The organism is Paracoccus alkenifer, assembly GCF_900108405.1.
GTDB classification, from domain to species: Bacteria; Pseudomonadota; Alphaproteobacteria; order Rhodobacterales; family Rhodobacteraceae; genus Paracoccus; species Paracoccus alkenifer.
Genome location: NZ_FNXG01000001.1, coordinates 564,290 through 582,968, shown reverse-complemented (window position 1 = coordinate 582,968; position 18,679 = coordinate 564,290). Strand labels below are relative to the sequence as shown.

Here is an 18,679-nt window from a genome sequence, read left to right as displayed (position 1 = left end):
CGTCAGGAAGTGTCGCGGTCCGACGCGCCTTGCTTGCGCGCAAAATGGGACGCGGCCTTCCATGCGCCCCTCGGTCGCCCGCCGGATGCGGGCTTGCGGCCCCTAGCGCAGAATGGCTGCCACGTCAATTCCCGACTGCGGAGAGGCGGCTGCGGCGCGCTTCTTCATCATGGAAATATCCCGCGGGGGTCCGGGGGCGCGAAGCCCCCGGTGCGGCCTGCAAGGTTGCGGCTTTCGGGCCGCTTCGCTACTGCATTGCGCGCAAGAGCGAGAAAGCCCGATGAACATCTTTGCCGACATCCGCGCGCGCGTGCTGGACGCGCTGACCGACATGACCGCCGCCGGGCAGCTGCCCGAGGGGCTGGATTTCGCCGCCGTCGCGGTCGAGCCGCCGCGCGACCCCGCGCATGGCGACATGGCGACCAACGCCGCGATGGTGCTGGCCAGGCCCGCCGGGCTCAAGCCGCGCGAGATCGCCGAGACGCTGGCCGCCCGCCTTGCCGCCGACCCGCGGATCGAGGCCGCCGAGGTCGCCGGCCCCGGGTTTCTCAACCTGCGGCTTGCCCCCGCCGTCTGGGCCGAGGTGCTGCGCGCGGCGCTGGATGCGGGGGACGATTATGGCCGCGCCGCGCCGGGGCAGGGTGCGCGCATCAACGTCGAATTCGTCAGCGCCAACCCCACCGGCCCGATGCATGTGGGCCACATGCGCGGCGCGGTGTTCGGCGATGCGCTGGCCAGCCTGCTGCAATTCGCCGGCAATGACGTCACCCGCGAATACTATATCAACGACGGCGGCGCGCAGGTGGATGTGCTGGCCCGCTCGGCTTATGAACGCTACCGCGAGGCCCACGGCCAGGAACCCCGCATCGCCGAAGGGCTTTATCCCGGCGACTACCTGATCCCGGTCGGGCAGGCGCTCAAGGACCGCTACGGCGACAGCCTGCTGGACCGCCCCGAATCCGAATGGCTGGCCGAGCTGCGCGAGTTTGCCACCGGGCTGATGATGCAGGTGATCCGCGATGATCTCGCGCTGCTGGGCGTCGAAATGGACGTCTATTCCAGCGAAAAGGCGCTTTACGGCACCGGCCGGATCGAGGCCGCGATCCAGCGCCTGTCCGACGCGGGGCTGATCTACGAAGGCGTGCTGGATCCCCCCAAGGGCAAGCTGCCCGAGGACTGGGAGGCGCGCGAGCAGACGCTGTTCCGTTCCACCGCCCACGGCGACGACGTGGACCGGCCGGTCCGGAAATCGGACGGCAGCTGGACTTATTTCGCCCCCGACATCGCCTATCACTGGGACAAGATCGACCGCGGCTTCGACCAGCTGATCGACATTTTCGGCGCCGACCACGGCGGTTACGTCAAGCGGATGCAGGCCGCGGTGGCGGCACTGTCGGGCGGGCGCGTGCCGCTGGATGTCAAGCTGATCCAGCTGGTGCGGCTGTTGAAAAACGGCGAGCCCTTCAAGATGTCCAAGCGCGCCGGCACCTTTGTCACCCTGCGCGAGGTGGTGGAACAGGCCGGCCGCGACGTGACCCGGTTCCACATGCTGACGCGCAAGAACGACGCGGCGCTGGATTTCGACTTTGACCGCGTGCTGGAACAGTCCAAGGACAACCCGGTGTGGTATGTCCAGTATGCCAGCGCCCGCATCAATTCCGTGCTGCGCCGCGCGGCTGAAATGGGCGTCGATGTGTCGGATGCGGCGCTGGCGCGGGCGCTGGTGCTGGACCATCCGGCACAGGCGGCGCTGGCCCGGCGCATCGCCGAATGGCCCCGCACGGTGGAAATCGCGGCCCGCGCGCATGAACCCCACCGCATCGCATTCTACCTTTACGACCTCGCCTCGGACCTCCATGCGCTGTGGAACCGCGGCAACGACGAACCCTCGCTGCGCTTTGTCCAGGATGGTGACATCGGCGCAACAGCGGCGAAAATCGCGCTGGCGCGGGCCGTGGGCGTTGTCATTTCGGCCGGCTTGGGTATCTTGGGGGTGACTCCGGCCAAGGAAATGCGCTGATTCAACGACGCGTCCGGGCCGGGGACGGAACGAGCAGTCAACGACGACCGGGTCAACCGGCGGACAGGCAGGACGATAGCGATGACGGTGGTGGACTTCCGCTCCGGCGGATATGGGGACTCTCATTCGTATCCGGGGCGCGAGGACGCCGCGGATTGGGGCGCGCAGGACGACGACCTGCTCGAGGCCCGCGGCTGGTCCGCGCAGGACTGGGACGAAACGCGCTATGCCACGCACGGCGACGGGCTGCGGCTGACCGACCGGGATGGCGTTCTGGGCCGGGTCGCGCGGCTGACCCATTACCTGGGCGCGCTGGTGTCGGTGTTCCTGATCGCCAGCCTCGGGGTCTGGGGCTACCAATTGGTCGTGCGCGATGTCTCGGGCGTGCCGGTGATCCGCGCGGTCGAGGGTGACAGCCGCATCGCCCCCTCCGATCCCGGCGGCGTGCTGAGCGACCGCGAAGGTCTGGCCGTGAACGGCGTGGCCGGCGGCACGGGCTCGGGGCAGGTCGAAAAGGTCGCTCTGGCCCCGGGTGCCACGGCCCTGGACGGCCAGGACGTCGCCATGGGCGAACTGGGCGCAAGCGCGCGCGAAGCCGTTGCCGACGATGAATTCACCGAAGAACCCGGCGCGCTGGCCATCGCCACCACCGACGCCGAAACCGCGCGCCGCGCGGCCGAGACGCAGGCCGCCGAGGCTGAGCGGACTGCCGGTGTGCCCTCGGTCGGCCCGATGGAGGCCGACGCCGTTTCCGTGACCGCCGCCGTCACCGACACCGCAGGCCAGCCCGCGCTGGATACCGCGATCACCGCCGCGCTGGCCGAGGCCGGGGCGCAGCCCGCGGTCGCCACCTCGGCCCGCCCGATGCCGCGCCCGCGCCGCATCGCCGCTGCCGCCGCCCCGGTTGCCCCGGCCCCCGCGGCACCGCTTGCCGCGGAATCCGCCCCCGCCGAATCCGTGCCCGGATCCGCCCCCGCCGCAGCGCCGACGCCGGTCAAGCTCGCCTCGGGTGCGCCGCTGGTGCAGATCGGCGCCTTCGACAGCAACGCCATCGCCGAAAGCGAATGGAGCCGCGTCTCGGGCCGCTACGGCGACCTGTTCGCCGGCAAGGCGCCGGTTGTGCAGGAACACAAGGCCGGCGGCCGGGTGTTCTATCGCCTGCGCATCGCCGGCTTCGAGACCCGCGACGAGGCCCGCAAATTCTGCGCCGCCCTGATCGCCGCCGGCACCGACTGTATCCCCGCGGCGGCGAATTGACCCCTGCACCCGGCCCAGATCCTGCCCCCGCGCATGGCGCCACCATCCTGGGCGTCGAGGGGCTGACCCTGGGCCGCGACGAACGCGCCTTTCTGCGCGAGGCCGACCCCTGGGGCTTCATCCTGTTCGCCCGCAACGTCGATACCCCCGAACAGCTGCGCCGCCTGACCGCTGACCTGCGCGATGCGGTCGGCCGCGACGCGGTGGTGATGACCGATCAAGAGGGCGGCCGCGTCCAGCGCCTGCGCGCGCCCCACTGGACCGACTGGCCCGCGCCATTGGACAGCGCACGCGACGGGGCCGAGGCCGTGCGCCTGCGCCACCGGCTGATGGGCCGAGAACTGCGCGCGGTTGGCATCGACGCAGATGCCGCCCCCTGCCTCGACATCGCGGGGGACCAGACCCACGAGTTCCTGAAAAACCGCTGCTTCGGAACCGACGCCGCCACCGTCGCCACCATGGGCCGCGCCGCGGCCGAGGGGCTGCTGGCCGCCGGCGTGCTGCCCATCGTCAAGCACATGCCCGGCCACGGCCGCGCAAGGGTGGACAGCCACCACCAGCTGCCGGTGCTGGACACGGCGCTTGACGACCTCGACGCCAGCGATTTCCAGCCCTTTCGGGCGCTGGCCGATCTGCCGCTGGGCATGACCGCCCATATCCGCCTGACGCAGCTGGACGACCGCCCGGCCACGGCCTCGCCTGCGGCGATCCGCCTGATCCGCGAACGCATCGGCTTTGACGGCCTGCTGATGAGCGACGACATCGGCATGAACGCGCTCAGCGGAACCCCGGGTGAACGCTCTGCCGCAGCCATCGCCGCCGGTTGCGATCTGGTGCTTGCCTGCAACCTGACCCGCGCCGAGTTCGAGCAGGTGGCCGACGCCGCGGGAACAATGGGCCTTGCCGCCCGTCGCCGCGCGAACGCGGCGCTTGCCCGCCGTGCCGCCCCCGACGCGGCCGATCCCGCCGCGCTGCACGCCGAACTCGCCACGCTTCTCGACCGACGCCATCTTCTGTCGAAAAATATCCCGGGGTGAGCGCCGCAGGCGCGAGGGGCAGCGCCCCTTTTTCTCCCCTGCGGCAAAACTACCCCAGCCAGCCCCGCGCCAGCGCCGGCAGCGCGTCGAACCCCGCCAGCACATGGTCGGGTTGCAGCCGTGAAATCGCCGCGCCCTCGGGGCCGAAACCCACCAGCGACACCCGCACGCCGCTGGCGCGGGCGGTCTTCAGGTCGGTCTCGGTATCGCCCAGCAGGAATGACCGCGCCACCGTGCCGCCGGCGCGTTCCACCGCCGCCGCATAGGGGCGCGGGTCGGGCTTTCTGACGGGCAGCGTGTCGGCGCCGATCATGGCGCCGAACAGCCCCCGCACCCCCAGCGCCGCCAGCAGCTTTTCGGCCAGCGCCTCGGGCTTGTTGGTGCAGACCGACAGCAGATAGCCCTCGGCGCGCAGCTGTTCCAGCGCGTCCTCGACGCCCTCATACAGCCGGGTCGAATCGGCGATGCAGTCGCCATAGAACCCCAGCAGCCGGGGGAAGTCCTCGTCCTCGGCGCCGGGGGGCAGCAGCGCATCGGCCGGGATCCGCCCATAGCCCGCCCGCAGCATTGCCCGCCCGCCGTGGAATGCGATGCCGGCATCCGCCACCGGGTCCAGCAGCCGTCCCAGCCCGCGGGCCGCGAAACAGGCATTCGCCGCCGCGATCAGGTCGGCGGCGGTATCGGCCAGCGTGCCGTCCAGATCGAACACCACCGTGCCGCGTTCGCCCCTTGCCGTCATCTTCCGTAACCTTTCGACAGATACCGTGACCGGGCGCACCCTTGCCGTCCCGTGCCGGGCCTAGCTACAAGGCGGCCAAAGATCAACGAAGGGCAGGCGCGGATGACGGAACGGGCGGTGGCGCTGGTGGTGCTGGCGGCGGGGCAGGGCAGCCGGATGCAATCCGACCTGCCCAAGGTGCTGCACCGGCTGGGGGGCACGGCGCTGCTGGCACATGCGCTGGCGGCGGGGCGCAGCCTTGACCCCGCGCAGATCGTCGTCGTTGCGGGCCACGGCGCCAAGGCGGTCACAAGCGCGGTGGCAAGGCTTGACCCCGACGCCCGGGTCGCCTTGCAGCCCGAACAGCTGGGCACCGGCCACGCGGTGGCGCAGGCGCTGCCGCTGCTGGACGGTTTCGACGGCAGGGTGGTGGTGCTTTACGGCGACACGCCGTTTATCGGCGCGGATACGCTGGCGGCGCTGGCCGCGCATCCGGCCGATGTGGTGGTGCTGGGGTTCCGGGCCGCCGACCCCGGCCGCTACGGGCGGCTGGTGGTGCAGGGCGATGCCCTTGACCGCATCGTCGAATACAAGGACGCGGATGAGGCCACCCGCGCGATCACCCTGTGCAATTCCGGCGTGATGGCGGCGGATGCGGGACTGCTGCGCGATCTGGTGGCGCAGCTGTCGAACGACAATGCGGCGGGCGAATATTACCTCACCGATGTGGTGGCGCTGGCCCGCGCGCAGGGCCGCAGCGCCGCCGTCGTCACCTGCGACGAAGCCGAAACGCTGGGCATCAACACCCGCGCCGAGCTTGCCGCTGCCGAGGCCGCGTTCCAGTCCCGCAAGCGCCTTGATGCGCTGGAAAACGGCGTCACCATGGCCGACCCGGCGACCGTCTGGTTCGCACTGGATACCCATGTCGGCCGCGACGCCATCATCGGGCAGAACGTGGTCTTCGGCCCCGGCGTCACCGTCGAGAGCGGCGCCGAGATCCTGCCCTTTTGCCATCTCGAAGGCTGCCACGTCAGCGCCGGCGCCACCGTCGGCCCGTTCGCGCGGCTGCGCCCGGGGGCGGAACTGGGCGGCGACGCCCATGTCGGCAATTTCGTGGAAATCAAGAACGCCGTGCTGGCCGAGGGCGTCAAGGTCGGCCACCTGACCTATCTGGGCGACGCCGAGGTGGGCGAGCGCACGAATATCGGCGCCGGCACCGTCACCTGCAACTATGACGGGGTGGGCAAGCATCGCACGGTGATCGGGGCGGATGCGTTTATCGGCTCGGACACGATGCTGGTGGCGCCGGTCAGCGTGGGGGCGCGGGCGATGACCGGCTCGGGCTCGGTCATCACCCGGGACGTGCCGGACGGGGCGCTGGCGCTGGGCCGCGCCCGGCAGGTGACCAAGCCGGGGCTGGCCGAACGGATCATGCAGGCGCTGCGCGCCGCCAGGGGGAAAGCGTAACATGTGCGGAATTATCGGTATCCTTGGGCAGAACCAGGTCGCGCCGCAGCTGGTCGACGGGCTGCGGCGGCTGGAATATCGCGGCTATGACAGCGCCGGCATCGCCACGGTGGACAGCAACGGCCGGCTGGACCGCCGCCGGGCGGTGGGCAAGCTGGTCAACCTGTCCGACCTGCTGGTGCATCAGCCGCTGGAAGGCCGCGCCGGCATCGGCCACACCCGCTGGGCCACCCATGGCGCGGCGACCGAAACCAACGCCCACCCCCACAGCCACGGCCCCGTCGCCGTGGTCCACAACGGCATCATCGAGAATTTCCGCGAGCTGCGCGCCGATCTTGCCGCCCACGGCATCGTCGCGCGGACGGAAACCGACACCGAGACCGTGGCGCTGCTGACCGCGCATCACATGGCGCAGGGCATGGCCCCGGCTGATGCGGTGCGCGCCACGCTGTCGCGGCTACACGGGGCATTCGCGCTGGCCTTTCTGTTCCAGGGCGAACCCGACCTGATGATCGGCGCGCGCAAGGGCAGCCCGCTGGCGCTGGGTCATGGCGAGGGCGAGATGTTCCTTGGCTCGGACGCGATCGCGCTGGCGCCCTTTACCGACCGCATCACCTATCTTGAGGACGGCGACCACGTGGTGATCTCGCGCGCGGGGGCCGAGATTTTCGACGCCGCCGGCCGCCGCGCCAACCGCGACATGGCCCGTATCGACGTGGGCGCCACCGCTATCGACAAGGGCGGCTATCGGCATTTCATGGCGAAAGAGATCGCGCAGCAGCCGGTGGTGTTGGGCGATGCGCTTAGCCACTATATCAAGGACGGCCGCATCGTCCTGCCCGACTCGGTCGATTTTCGCGGCGTGGACCGGCTGACGCTGGTCGGCTGCGGCACCGCCTATTACGCGGCCTGCGTGGCGAAATACTGGTTCGAGGCGCTGGCCGGCCTGCCCTGCGATGTCGATGTGGCCTCTGAATTCCGTTACCGCGAGCCGCCGCTGTCGCCGAAAAGCTGGGCGATCTTCGTCAGCCAGTCGGGCGAGACCGCCGACACGCTGGCGGCGCTGCATTACTGCAAGGACAAGGTGGTGCGGACGCTGGGGGTGGTGAACGTGGGCACCTCGGCCATCGCGCGCGAAACCGACATCGCGCTGCCGATCCTGGCGGGGGTCGAGGTGGGCGTGGCCTCGACCAAGGCGTTCACCTGCCAGCTGGCGGTGCTGGCCGTGCTGGCGCTGAAGGCCGCGGCTGACCGCGGCGCGCTGACCCCGGCGGAACTGGCGGCGCATCTGGACCAGCTGATCGCGGTCCCCGCGCTGGTGGCGCAGGCGGTGGGGGCCAGCGACGACTGCCGCAGGCTGGCCGACTGGCTGGCCGAGGCGCAGGACGTGCTGTTCCTGGGCCGCGGCGCGCAATACCCGGTCGCACTGGAAGGCGCGCTGAAGCTCAAGGAAATCAGCTATATCCACGCCGAGGGCTATGCCGCGGGCGAACTCAAGCACGGGCCCATCGCGCTGATCGACCGCAATGTGCCGGTGGTGGTGGTGGCGCCCTCGGACACCCTGTTCGAGAAAACCCTGTCCAACATGCAAGAGGTGATGGCCCGGCACGGGCAGGTGCTGCTGGTTTCGGACAGCGCCGGGATCGAGGCCGGGGCCGAGGGCACCCATGCCACGCTGACCATGCCCACCGGCGCCGGCGCCTTCGCGCCCATCGTCTATGCGGTGCCGATGCAGCTGCTGGCCTATCACACTGCGGTCGCCAAGGGCACCGACGTGGACCAGCCCCGCAACCTCGCGAAATCGGTCACGGTGGAATAGGCGCCGCCCTGCCCGGTGCCCCTGCCAGCGGCGCAAGCGACTTCTTCATCATGAAAATATCCCGGGGCTTCCGAGCGCCTGGAAAACGGTCCGGTGGACCGTTTTCAGCGAGGAAGGCCGCGGCAGCGGCCCGTGGCAGCGCCCCGGTCCTGCCCCGACGGCTCAGCCCAGCCGCGCGGGGCGGCGGATCAGCGTCGCCGTATACAGCACCAGCGCCGCCCAGATCAGTGGGAACGCCACCAGCCGCACGCCGGCAAAGGGTTCGTGGAAAATCATCACCGCGATCAGGAACACCATGGTCGGCGCCAGATATTGCAGCACCGCGATGGTGGACAGTCGCAGCAGCTTGGCGCCGTTGGCATACAGCATCAGCGGCACCGCGGTAATCACCCCGGTGCCCACCAGCAGCAGCGATTCGCCCATATCCCGGCCGAAATGCGCGCCACCCGTCCATTCCAGCCACAGCAGATAGCCTGCGGCGGGCACGAACAGCAGCAGCACCTCGACGGTGAAGCCTTCGTTCGGCGGCAGCGGCAGGCTGCGCTTGCAATAGGCATAGGTTCCCCAGGAAAGCGTCAGGGTCAGCGCCACCACCGGCAGCCCGCCCGCGGCAAGGGTCAGCAGCGCCACCGCCAGCGCAGCCAGCGAGATCGCGGCCAGCTGCGGGCGGCTCAGCCGCTCGCCCAGCAGCGCCCAGCCCAGAAAGATGCTGAACAAAGGGTTGATGTAATACCCCAGGGCGGCCTCGACCGTCTGGCCGTGGGTCACGGCCCAGACATAGGTCAGCCAGTTCACGGTGATCAGCACCGCGGTCAGCCCGGCCATGGCGACCAGCCGGGGCTTGCGCAGCGTGGCCATCACGGTTTCCATCTGGCCGTTCTGGCGCAGCACCACCAGCGCGATGGGCAGCGACCACAGCACCCGGTGGGCGACGATCTCGCCTGCGGGGACATCCCGGACCAGATACATATACAGCGGCATGAGGCCCCAGATCAGATAGGCGCCGATGGCAAAGGACAGGCCGCGGGGGGAATCATGGGGGCTCATGCGGCATGATTAGCGTCGCGCCCGGGTAGCGTCCATCGCGACCAGCGGTCCCCGCACCCTGATGAATCTCGGTATCTATGCTTGATGCGGCGCCCGCAGTTGTCGTAACGCTGTCTGATGCGGATACTTTTTCTTGGCGACGTGATGGGCCGGTCCGGGCGGCGGGCGATCTCGGAACGGCTTTCGGGGCTCAAGTCCCGGCACCGGGCGGATTTCACCATCGTGAACGGGGAAAACGCCAGCGGCGGCATGGGGCTGACCGGCGCGCATGCGCGGCTGCTGCTGGATGCCGGGGCCGACTGCCTGACGTTGGGCGACCACGCCTTCGATCAAAAGGACATGCTCGGCTTCATCGAGTCCGAGCCGCGGGTGCTGCGGCCGCTGAACTTTGCGCGCGAGGCGCCGGGGCGGGGGGCGCGGGTGTTCCAGGATGCGCGCGGGCGCAAGCTGCTGGTGGCGCAGGCGCTGGGGCAGGTGTTCATGCGCCGCCCCTTCGACGACCCGTTCAGCGCCGTGGACGCGGTGCTGCGCGCCCATCCCGCCGGTGGTATGGTGCAGGCGGCGGTGCTGGATTTCCACGCCGAGGCGACCAGCGAAAAGATGGCGATGGGGCATTTCTGCGACGGCCGCGCCAGCCTGGTCGTGGGCACCCACACCCATGTGCCCACCGCCGACACCCAGATCCTGCCGCGTGGCACCGCCTATCAGTCCGATGCCGGGATGTGCGGCGACTATGACAGCGTGATCGGCATGGACAAGGGCGAGCCGATGCGGCGCTTCCTGACCGGCATGACGCGCGAGCGTTTCACCCCCGCCGAGGGCGAGGCCACGCTGTCGGGGCTGCTGGTGGTCACCGACGACCGCACCGGGCTGGCGACCTCGGTCGAGGCCATCCGCGAGGGCGGCCGGCTGGGGATGGCGAAAACCGCGGGGGCAGCGGCGGCGGCGGGCGCCGGCTGACGCGCGCGCGTCCTCGCCCTTGGCCGTTGAATTCCCTTGCAGACAGGTAGGAAATAGCGCATCCGTAGCCGCGACAGCCTCGCGGCGGTCAGGTGACGAGGTTCGACGATGTTCGATGTAGGGCTGACCGGCCATGGCGCCGCGGTCACGACGCTGGTCATCATTGCGGTGATGTTCGTGATGTTCGTGCGTGAGCGCCACCCCCCCGAGGTGGTGGCGGTCGGAGCCGCCGCGCTGATGCTGGCACTGGGGCTGGCGCCCTATGACGATGCCGTGGGGGTGCTGTCCAACAGCGCGCCCTGGACCATCGCCTTCATGTTCATCCTGATGGGCGCCCTGTTGCGCACCGGGGCGCTGAACTGGCTGAGCCGGCTGGTCACCTCGCACGCGGATACGGCGCCGCTGGCGACCATCGCGGGGATGTTCGCCTTTGTCTGCTTTGCCTCGGCGATCATGAACAACACGCCGGTGGTGGCGGTGATGATCCCCATCGTGATCCAGGTCGCCCGCAAGACCGGCATCCCTGCCTCGCGCCTGCTGATGCCGCTGAGCTATTTCACCGTCATGGGCGGCATGATCACCCTGATCGGCACCTCGACCAACCTGCTGGTCGATGGGGTGGTGCGCGCCCGGGGGATGGAGCCGTTCGGCATTTTCGATATCGCTCCGGTCGGGCTGGTGGTCACCGCGGTGGGCGGGCTTTACCTGGGGCTGATCGGCTGGCGGCTGCTGCCGGATCGCGGCTCGATGGCCTCGTTCCTGACCGACCGCAGCCAGATGAAGTATTTCACCGAATTCGCCATCCCCGAGGGCAGCAACCTGATCGGGATGAGCCCCCCCGACGTCAAGCTGTTCAAGCGCGAAAACGTGCGGGTGATGGACGTGCTGCGGGGCGATGCCTCGCTGCGGCGCAACCTGGCCGAGGTGGTGCTGGAATCCGGCGACCGGGTGGTGCTGCGCTCCAGCATGGCGGATGTGCTGGAAATGCAGAAGGACAAGGATCTGCGCGCCTTTGACAAGCTGTCCTCGGTCGAGACGGAAACAGTCGAGGTGCTGATCTCGCCCGGCGCGCGGATGATCGGGCGGCGGCTGGGCGACCTGCGGCTGCGCCGGCGCTACGGGGTCTATCCCATCGCCGCGCATCGGCGGAACCAGAATATCGGCCGCCAGCTGGACGATCTGGAAATTCGCGTCGGCGACACGCTGCTGCTCGAGGGCGCGCCGGCCGACATCGCGCGGCTGGCGTCTGACATGGATCTGGTGGACGTGTCCCACCCCACCACCAAGCCGTTCCGCCGCAGCCACGCCCCCATCGCCGCCATTGCGCTGTTGTCGGTGGTGCTGCTGGCGGCGCTGGATCTGGCGCCGATCATGGGGCTGGCGTTTCTTGCCTCGGCCATCGTGCTGCTGAGCCGCTGCGTGGATGCGGACGAGGCGTTCGGTTTCATCGAGGCGCGGCTGCTGGCGATGATCTTTGCCATGCTGGTCGTCGGCGAGGCGCTGGAGGCCACCGGCGCGGTCGATCTGATCGTGGACAATATCGCGCCGTGGTTGTCCGGTCTCAGCCCGTTCTGGACGCTGGTGGCGGTGTATTTCCTTGGGCTTGCCATGACCGAGGTGCTGTCGAACAACGCCGTCGCGGTGATGCTGACCCCGATCGCGATCGAGCTGGCGTTGCAGCTGGGCCATGACCCGCGCCCCTATGTGGTGGCGGTGATGTTCTCGGCCTCGGTCGCGTTCGCCACGCCCATCGGATACCAGACGCATATGATGGTCTACGGGCCGGGGGGCTATAAATTCACCGATTTCATCCGGGTCGGGCTGCCGCTGGACATCGTGACCGGGCTGGCCGCCTGTCTGGCGATTCCGCTGTTCTGGCCGCTCTGAGGATCAGCCCGGCGGGGGCAGCTCGGGAAAGCCGCCGCGCACCGCAGCCTCGGCCGCGGCGGCCAGCGACTTGCGGTCGTGGCCGGCAACCGGGATCGGCGGGTGCAGGGTGACGGTGACGCCGCCCTGCCGCCACTGGCCCAGCACTGCCAGCAGATGCGGCCCCAGATCCATGTCGCCCCACCAGCCATAAAACCGCGGCTCGCGCCCCCATGGCGGCGTATAGCGCACGGTGACCGGCTGGATCGCCAGCCCCGGGGGCAGTGCCGGGTCCAGAAACGCCTGAAACAGCGTCGGCTTGAAGGGCAGCACCCGGCGCCCGTCGGTGCTGGTGCCTTCGGGAAAGAACAGCAGCCGGTGGCCAAGCGCGGTGCGCTGGACGAATTCCGCCGCCTGCGCGCGGGCCAGTTTCGGGTCGCGGGTCACGAAATGCGTGTCGGTGACCCGGGTCAGGATATTGATGCCGGGCCAGCCCGCCACCTCGGCCTTGCTGACAAAGAACACCGGCGCGGCCGCGTTCAGCACAAGGATGTCCAGCCAGCTTGAATGATTGGCGACCATCGCCCCCGGATGCCGCATCCTTGCGCCCCGGCGCTGCCAGCGGATCCCCAGCGCCAGCAGGCACAACCGGCACACCCCCTGCACCCACGGGCCGCTGAGCGGCCGCCGGCGGCCCGCAGCCAGCGCCTCGGCCGCGCGCAGCGGCAAAAGCAGCAGCACCCCCAGCAGCAGCACCGTCACGACCGCCCCCCCGCGCAGCGCCACCAGCGCCCAGCCAAGGCCCGATGGGCGCGGCGGCACATCGGGCGGCAGGCCGCGCCATGTCGCAGGGGTGCCGGCAGGGGGTGGCGCATCCTCGGCGCCCGAGGTTCGGGGCAGGGTGGGCCGCGCCGTCATGAGCCCTGCCGGCGGTCCTGATAGAACTGGCGATGGCGTTCGGACATGGCAGCGGTATCCATCAGCAGGAACACGTCGGTGGTGTTGAAATCATGGTCGATCCAGGCCCCGTCGCCGACCACGCCGCCCAGCCGCAGATACGCCTTGATCAGCGCCGGCATCGCGGTCATGGCGGCGCGGCGGTCCAGCGCCTCGGGGGGGATCAGGTCCATGCGCTGGTAATGCGGCGCCCGCGCCACCGGCCGCAGCCCGCCCGGGGCAAGATGATGGTGGTGCAGCCAGGACAGCGCCTGCGCCAGCGGCTCGATCTGGGTTCCGTGGAAACTGGCGACGCCGAACAGGATCTCGATGTCATGGGCCAGCACGTAATCGGCCAGCGCGTTCCACAGCAGATACATCCCCGAGCCGCCGCGATAGGCCGGATCCACGCAGGACCGCCCCAGCTCGACCAGCCGCCGCCCCGATTGACGCAACGTCGTAAGATCGTATTCGCTGTCGCAGTAATAGCGGCCGAAATCGGCGGCGACATCGCTGCGCAGCAGCCGATAGGCACCGACGACATGGTCGCCCGCATCCGGGTCGCGGCGGGTGTCGATCAGCAGCAGGTGATCGACCACCGGGTCGAATTCGTCGCACTCCAGCCCCGTCAGGTGATCGACCAACGGCCCGTCCCCGCCCAGCTCCTGGACAAAGATGCGATAGCGCAGCCGCTGCGCCGCGCGCAGGTCGTGTTCGCCTGTCGCAAGCCGCACCTCTAGCCAGCCCGGATCGGTTTTCATCGGTTCACCTTTCCCTGAGGCGTTGCAAATGCGCGGCAGTCCGCCGTCGGCAAGGTCGAAATCGGCGGAAAATTGCTTGACACATCCGGTGATTGTAAGGAATTGGTGGTTGCAATCAGCGCAAAAGCCATAGCGAGGGCGCCGGAGTGAGCAGTTCGATCCCGATGCGGTTGGGACCCGCAACCCGCCTGCGTATCGCAGTGCCAGAGCCTGTGGAATGCGCGATGCCGGGTCGCGACCGGAATGCGGCGACCCCTGCGGGCCGCGCAGGGTCGGGAACGGTCGTCCCGGCTTTGGGCGTCGTGTTCATGGTGAAATCCGCCTCGGCTGGTTTGGGCGCAGAGGCTAGCGGACGATGAGGCCAGTCACAATCCCGGCTGACGGATTCCGCCCCGATGAGGCATTTGCAACAGCTGCCTGTCCGGCCGACTCTGGCTTTGATCTGGCCAGCCTGGTGGCGGCGCGGCTGTGTCACGATCTGGTGTCGCCGCTGGGTGCCATCGGCAACGGCGTCGAGCTGCTGGAAATGGCCGGCGAATATCCGGGGCTGGCCAAATCGCCCGAGCTGTCGCTGATCGGCGAAAGCGTCAAGGCAGCGCGGGCGCGGGTGCGGTTCTATCGTGCGGCCTTTGGTCACTCGCCCCCCGACCAGCGCACCGCCGTCACCGAGATTGCCCAGTTGGCGCAGGATTACACCCGCGGCGCCCGGCTCGCGGTCGAGTTCGAGGTCGGCGGCGACGCCTCGCGGGTCGAGGCGCGGATGCTGCTGCTGGCGCTGATGTGCATGGATTCGGCGATGCCCTGGGGGGGCAGGGTGCTGATCTGCCGTTCGATGACGGGTTGGCGGGTGGTGGGCGAAGCCTCGCGCACCCGCAGCCAGCCCGGGCTGTGGGGCTGGCTGGGCAATGCCACGACCCCTGATGCCGTGCCCGACGCGCCCCCCCAACCGTCCGAGGTGCATTTCGCGCTGCTGGGTGCGCTGGCCCGGCAGCACCGCCGCCCCATGCTGTGGGAGGTGGACGCCACCGGCGGCGAGATCAGTTTCTGATTGCGGCGCCTGTCGCGAGCGGTAATCCCGGCTGCCCGAATTTCCGGCGCCTGATTTCCGGTGCCGGCAGTCGCGCGCCAGAGGAAATCAGGCCCGGACCGCCCCGTCGCCCGTCACCTGATATTTGAAGCTGGTCAGCTGCTCGGCCCCCACCGGCCCGCGCGCGTGCAGCTTGCCGGTGGCGATGCCGATCTCGGCGCCCATCCCGAATTCACCGCCATCGGCGAACTGGGTCGAGGCATTGCGCAGCAGGATCGCGGAATCGATGCGCTGCATGAAGCGCGCGGCGGTGGCGTCGTTTTCCGTCAGGATCGATTCGGTGTGGCCCGAGCTGTGCCGGCCGATATGCGCGATCGCCCCGTCCACCCCGTCGACCAGCCTTGCGGCGATGATCATGTCCAGGAACTCATGCCCGAAATCCTCGGGGCGGGCTTGGGTGGTGCCGGGGATGGCCGCCAGTTCGCCCTCGGCCCGGACCTCGACGCCGGCGTCCAGCAGGTCGCGAATCAGCACCTCGCCGTGGCGTTCGTAAAAGCCGCGGTCGATCAGCAGCGTCTCGGCGGCGCCGCAGATGCCGGTGCGGCGGGTCTTGGCGTTCAGCACCACGCGCCGCGCCTTGTCCAGATCGGCGTCGCGGTCGGCATAGACGTGGCAGATCCCCTCAAGATGCGCAAAGACCGGCACGCGGGCCTCGGCCTGCACCAGCCCGACCAGCCCCTTGCCGCCGCGCGGGATGATGACGTCGATCAACCCCTGCGCGCGCAGCATCGCGGCGACGGCGGCGCGGTCGCGCACCGGCACCATCTGGATCGCAGCCTCGGGCAGCCCGGCCTGCCGCAGCCCCTGCACCATGCAGCCAAGGATCGCGGCCGAGGAATTGATGCTGTCGGTCCCCCCGCGCAGGATCACCGCATTGCCGGATTTCAGCGCCAGCGCACCGGCGTCGGCGGTCACATTCGGGCGGCTTTCATAGATCACCCCCAGCACGCCGATGGGGGTGGCGACGCGGCTGATATGCAGCCCGTTCGGCCGGTCCCATTCCGCCAGCACCCGCCCCACCGGGTCGGGCTGTTCGGCCACCGCCCGCAGCCCGTCGGCAATCGCGCGGATCCGGCCCGCATCCAGCCGCAGCCGGTCGATCATCGCCGGCGACAGGCCCTTTTGCTCGGCATAGGCCAGATCCTCGGCGTTGGCGTCCAGTATCGCGCCCTCGGCGTCGCGCATCGCATGGGCCGCGCCGATCAGGGCCGCGTATTTGCGTTCGGCGTCGGCATAGGCCAGTTCCGCCGCGGCCTTGCGCGCGGCCTCGCCCATGCGGGCGATCAGGGTTTCGGCGTTGCTTGCATCATCCTGCGACATCGGCGGCACTTTCCAGCAGACAGGCCCGCAGCGGTCGGGCGGGCCGTTGGTCGCACAAGAGCGGGCGAAACGAAAGGGGCCGTGCCCGACGAAAAGCCGCGGCTTGCGCCCGCCCGGCACCCCATGGTCCACTTGCACGACGCCGGATCGGGCAGAGGAGTGCAGAGATTGACCCAGGACAGCGCCGACGACCAGCCCGAACTGCGCCGCTTTACCCCGGCCGAGCTTGGGGCGCTGGCGCATCTTTATCGGGGCGAGATCTATCGCTCGACCGTCTGGCGCACCCGGCTGGACACCACGACCAACTGGTCGGTGGTGACGCTGGGGGTGGCGCTGTCGATCACGTTTTCGTCGCGCGATGCCTCGCCCCTGCCTCTGGTGCTGGTGGGAATCCTGATCCTGCTGTTTCTTGCGCTAGAAACCCGGCGTTATCGGTATTTCAACGTCTGGCGGGCACGGGCGCGCTGGATGGAAAAGCACCTGTATGTGCCGATGCTGCGCGACGGGGTGCTGGACGACGGCACCAACTGGCAGCTGACGCTGGCCGATGATTATCGCTCGCCCCGCTATCATGTCAGCTACCTTGTGGCGATGTCGCGGCGCATCCGGCGCAATTACCTGTGGATTCTGGTGATCCAGTCGATCGCCTATATGGGCAAGCTGGTCGTCCATCCCGGCCCCGTCGATTCGCTGGCGCATTTCGCCGAGCGCGCCCGCATCGGGCCGATCCCCGGCGTGGCGGTGCTGGCCATGGGGCTGGCCTATATCACCGTGTTCGCGGGTCTGGCGATCTGGGTCGGGCGCGAGGACGCGCGCCGCGCTACGCTGCGCGGATCGCAAGGGCCGATGGGATAGAGGCCGGGCGGCGGGTCACAGCCAGCCCAGCAGCCGCCACCACAGCCAGTCCAGCGGCATCAGCAGGAAAAACGTCAGCGCCGCCAGCGGCAGGGTGATCCGCAGCACATGGCCCAGCTTTTCCCCCGACAGCTGCATGGCCAGCACGAAGGGGCCGACCTGGTAGGGAAAGATCACCGTGGCAAAGCCCACGACCTGCGTCATCAGCACAGTTTCCAGCGACAGCCCGGTTGCGGCGGCAAGATCGGGGGCCATGGGCGTCAGCACCGCGGGAACGCCGGGGTTGGTGGTGACCAGCCCCATCAGCCCCGCCATCCCGGTAAGCGACAGGAAATTGACCAGGCTTTGGCCCGGATGCAGCGGCAGCAGCCGTTGCAGGAACTCGGCCGCCACCGCGCCCAGCCCCGATTCGTTGACCACCGCACCCAGGGCCAGCGCCGCCGCCACGAACAGCACCATGCCGAAATCGACCGAGGCATTGAACTGCCGCGGCGCCACGGCACCGATGCCCGGCATCAGCAGCATCGCCGCCGTGGCCAGCCCGACCCAGGCCGGGCCGACCCCGTGCAGCCGGTCGGTCATCCACAGCGCCAGCGTCGCGGCCAGGATCACGGCCACCCGCCATTCCGGCGCCGTCAGCGGGCCTGCAAGCGGGGTCGCCCCGGCCTCTGGCGCAGCGCCTGCGGCCGCCAGCCGGTCGGGAAATAACCAGACCACAAGCACCACCGTTAGCGCCGATTTCGCGATGCCCAGCACGGGATAATGCAGCGCAAGATACGAGATATAGCTGAAGGAAACCCCGTGCTGGCCCTCGGCCGCGCCTGCAAGGATCATGTTGGGGATGTTCGAGGGCAGAATCGCGAAACTGGGCATGTTGCAGGCCAGCGTCAACGCCACCGCCAGCCCGATGCGCCCGTTCGATCCGCGGGTCAGCCCCAGATGTTCGGCCAGCGCCATGCCGACTGGAACCAGCACCACCGCGCGCCCGACCGAGGACGGCATCACGAACCCCAGCGCCATCGCCGCCAGCGTCATCACCGCGATCAGCCTTGCGTAGCTGCCGCCCACCAACGGCGCCAGCACCCCGGCCAGCCGCGCCCCCAGCCCCGAGTTGGTGATGGCCGCGCCGATCACGAATCCGGACACGATCAGCCAGATCGCGGCCGATCCGAACCCGGCAAAGACCAGATCCGGCGGCGCCAGCCCCGCGATCAGCACCGCGGCGAAAAACATCAATGAGGTCAGGAACGGGGGCAGCAGCCCGGTGCTCCATAACGCGAGGGTCAGCAGCACCACCGCGGCGGTCGGGCCCATTGGATAGGGCAGCGGCCACAGCGCCAGCAGCGCCGCCGCCGGCAGGGCGGCCAGAAAGATGAGATGCCTTGGGGAAAGCCGCATGACGGACCTCGTGACAGACGGCACGCCAGATCCTCGCGGAAAAAGCCATGCGAACCAAGGCTTGTTTAGTATATTCGAAGTGTAGAAGGCAATTGACGACCGCCCCGATATCGGCGCTGCGACAGGATGCG

General features: G+C 69.3%; 15 protein-coding genes. 9 read left to right on the top strand and 6 right to left on the bottom strand.

Annotated elements, in window-relative coordinates; genetic code table 11:
• The first annotated feature begins 280 nt into the window (after window positions 1-280).
• The 3 genes from argS to nagZ all read left to right on the top strand — a co-directional run bounded on the left by argS (window position 281) and on the right by nagZ (window position 4,314).
• Window positions 281-2,020: an arginine--tRNA ligase gene (gene argS / locus BLW83_RS02765; protein WP_090845277.1), complete on the top strand. Its 1,740-nt coding sequence runs from the start codon at window positions 281-283 to the stop codon at window positions 2,018-2,020.
• Between the two features lie 81 nt (window positions 2,021-2,101).
• On the top strand, window positions 2,102-3,277 hold the full coding sequence (locus tag BLW83_RS02760; protein WP_090845275.1) for an SPOR domain-containing protein: 1,176 nt from the start codon (window positions 2,102-2,104) through the stop codon (window positions 3,275-3,277).
• Entirely contained in the window at window positions 3,274-4,314 is a 1,041-nt protein-coding gene (gene nagZ / locus BLW83_RS02755; protein ID WP_090845273.1) for a beta-N-acetylhexosaminidase, read from the top strand. Before BLW83_RS02760 ends, nagZ begins: the two co-directional genes overlap by 4 nt.
• A gap of 49 nt (window positions 4,315-4,363) precedes the next feature.
• On the opposite strand, the gene BLW83_RS02750 is transcribed toward nagZ, so the two are convergent.
• Complete coding sequence (locus BLW83_RS02750) at window positions 4,364-5,053, bottom strand: HAD-IA family hydrolase (RefSeq protein ID WP_090845271.1); 690 nt, start codon at window positions 5,051-5,053, stop codon at window positions 4,364-4,366.
• Between the two features lie 102 nt (window positions 5,054-5,155).
• On the opposite strand from BLW83_RS02750, the gene glmU reads away from it, so the two are divergent.
• Together glmU and glmS are read left to right on the top strand one after the other, a co-directional pair.
• On the top strand, window positions 5,156-6,499 hold the full coding sequence (gene glmU / locus BLW83_RS02745; protein ID WP_090845269.1) for a bifunctional UDP-N-acetylglucosamine diphosphorylase/glucosamine-1-phosphate N-acetyltransferase GlmU: 1,344 nt from the start codon (window positions 5,156-5,158) through the stop codon (window positions 6,497-6,499).
• A gap of 1 nt (window position 6,500) precedes the next feature.
• The gene (gene glmS / locus BLW83_RS02740) at window positions 6,501-8,318 is read left to right on the top strand and encodes a glutamine--fructose-6-phosphate transaminase (isomerizing) (protein WP_090845267.1); all 1,818 of its coding nucleotides are present in this window, start codon (window positions 6,501-6,503) and stop codon (window positions 8,316-8,318) included.
• A gap of 162 nt (window positions 8,319-8,480) precedes the next feature.
• Here glmS and rarD read toward each other — a convergent pair whose 3' ends face one another.
• Window positions 8,481-9,365, bottom strand: coding sequence for an EamA family transporter RarD (gene rarD / locus BLW83_RS02735; RefSeq protein ID WP_090845265.1), 885 nt, complete (start codon window positions 9,363-9,365; stop codon window positions 8,481-8,483).
• A gap of 117 nt (window positions 9,366-9,482) precedes the next feature.
• Here rarD and BLW83_RS02730 point away from each other — a divergent pair, with 117 nt between their 5' ends.
• Both BLW83_RS02730 and BLW83_RS02725 read left to right on the top strand, forming a co-directional pair.
• Entirely contained in the window at window positions 9,483-10,325 is an 843-nt protein-coding gene (locus tag BLW83_RS02730; RefSeq protein WP_090845263.1) for a TIGR00282 family metallophosphoesterase, read from the top strand.
• A gap of 108 nt (window positions 10,326-10,433) precedes the next feature.
• Entirely contained in the window at window positions 10,434-12,212 is a 1,779-nt protein-coding gene (locus BLW83_RS02725; protein ID WP_090845261.1) for an SLC13 family permease, read from the top strand.
• Window positions 12,213-12,215: 3 nt separating this feature from the next.
• Here BLW83_RS02725 and olsA read toward each other — a convergent pair whose 3' ends face one another.
• Both olsA and olsB read right to left on the bottom strand, forming a co-directional pair.
• Window positions 12,216-13,109 carry a lyso-ornithine lipid O-acyltransferase gene (gene olsA / locus BLW83_RS02720; RefSeq protein ID WP_090845259.1) on the bottom strand — a complete coding sequence of 298 codons (894 nt, stop codon included), beginning with the start codon at window positions 13,107-13,109 and terminating at the stop codon, window positions 12,216-12,218.
• On the bottom strand, window positions 13,106-13,888 hold the full coding sequence (gene olsB, locus BLW83_RS02715; protein ID WP_090845257.1) for an L-ornithine N(alpha)-acyltransferase: 783 nt from the start codon (window positions 13,886-13,888) through the stop codon (window positions 13,106-13,108). Before olsB ends, olsA begins: the two co-directional genes overlap by 4 nt.
• A gap of 355 nt (window positions 13,889-14,243) precedes the next feature.
• Between olsB and BLW83_RS02710 the strand changes: the two genes are divergently transcribed.
• Window positions 14,244-14,936, top strand: a complete 693-nt coding sequence (locus BLW83_RS02710) for a histidine phosphotransferase family protein (protein WP_090845254.1) — start codon at window positions 14,244-14,246, stop codon at window positions 14,934-14,936.
• An 87-nt stretch (window positions 14,937-15,023) separates the two neighbouring features.
• On the opposite strand, the gene BLW83_RS02705 is transcribed toward BLW83_RS02710, so the two are convergent.
• Window positions 15,024-16,295, bottom strand: a complete 1,272-nt coding sequence (locus tag BLW83_RS02705; RefSeq protein ID WP_090845252.1) for a glutamate-5-semialdehyde dehydrogenase — start codon at window positions 16,293-16,295, stop codon at window positions 15,024-15,026.
• A 159-nt stretch (window positions 16,296-16,454) separates the two neighbouring features.
• On the opposite strand from BLW83_RS02705, the gene BLW83_RS02700 reads away from it, so the two are divergent.
• Window positions 16,455-17,150: a DUF2270 domain-containing protein gene (locus BLW83_RS02700; RefSeq protein ID WP_425433924.1), complete on the top strand. Its 696-nt coding sequence runs from the start codon at window positions 16,455-16,457 to the stop codon at window positions 17,148-17,150.
• A 15-nt stretch (window positions 17,151-17,165) separates the two neighbouring features.
• Here BLW83_RS02700 and BLW83_RS02695 read toward each other — a convergent pair whose 3' ends face one another.
• Window positions 17,166-18,548 (bottom strand): SLC13 family permease, encoded by a 1,383-nt coding sequence (locus tag BLW83_RS02695; protein WP_090845250.1) that lies wholly within the window; start codon window positions 18,546-18,548, stop codon window positions 17,166-17,168.
• Between the last annotated feature and the right edge of the window lie 131 nt (window positions 18,549-18,679).

Bases quoted from the DNA above. Each gene is read 5' to 3' on its own strand.
- olsB (WP_090845257.1), bottom strand. From the start codon at position 13,888: ATGAAAACCGATCCGGGCTGGCTAGAGGTGCGGCTTGCGACAGGCGAA.
- rarD (WP_090845265.1), bottom strand. From the start codon at position 9,365: ATGAGCCCCCATGATTCCCCCCGCGGCCTGTCCTTTGCCATCGGCGCC.
- BLW83_RS02725 (WP_090845261.1), top strand. From the start codon at position 10,434: ATGTTCGATGTAGGGCTGACCGGCCATGGCGCCGCGGTCACGACGCTG.
- BLW83_RS02760 (WP_090845275.1), top strand. From the start codon at position 2,102: ATGACGGTGGTGGACTTCCGCTCCGGCGGATATGGGGACTCTCATTCG.
- glmU (WP_090845269.1), top strand. From the start codon at position 5,156: ATGACGGAACGGGCGGTGGCGCTGGTGGTGCTGGCGGCGGGGCAGGGC.
- BLW83_RS02750 (WP_090845271.1), bottom strand. From the start codon at position 5,053: ATGACGGCAAGGGGCGAACGCGGCACGGTGGTGTTCGATCTGGACGGC.
- BLW83_RS02710 (WP_090845254.1), top strand. From the start codon at position 14,244: ATGAGGCCAGTCACAATCCCGGCTGACGGATTCCGCCCCGATGAGGCA.
- BLW83_RS02705 (WP_090845252.1), bottom strand. From the start codon at position 16,295: ATGTCGCAGGATGATGCAAGCAACGCCGAAACCCTGATCGCCCGCATG.
- BLW83_RS02695 (WP_090845250.1), bottom strand. From the start codon at position 18,548: ATGCGGCTTTCCCCAAGGCATCTCATCTTTCTGGCCGCCCTGCCGGCG.
- olsA (WP_090845259.1), bottom strand. From the start codon at position 13,109: ATGACGGCGCGGCCCACCCTGCCCCGAACCTCGGGCGCCGAGGATGCG.
- BLW83_RS02730 (WP_090845263.1), top strand. From the start codon at position 9,483: ATGCGGATACTTTTTCTTGGCGACGTGATGGGCCGGTCCGGGCGGCGG.
- glmS (WP_090845267.1), top strand. From the start codon at position 6,501: ATGTGCGGAATTATCGGTATCCTTGGGCAGAACCAGGTCGCGCCGCAG.
- argS (WP_090845277.1), top strand. From the start codon at position 281: ATGAACATCTTTGCCGACATCCGCGCGCGCGTGCTGGACGCGCTGACC.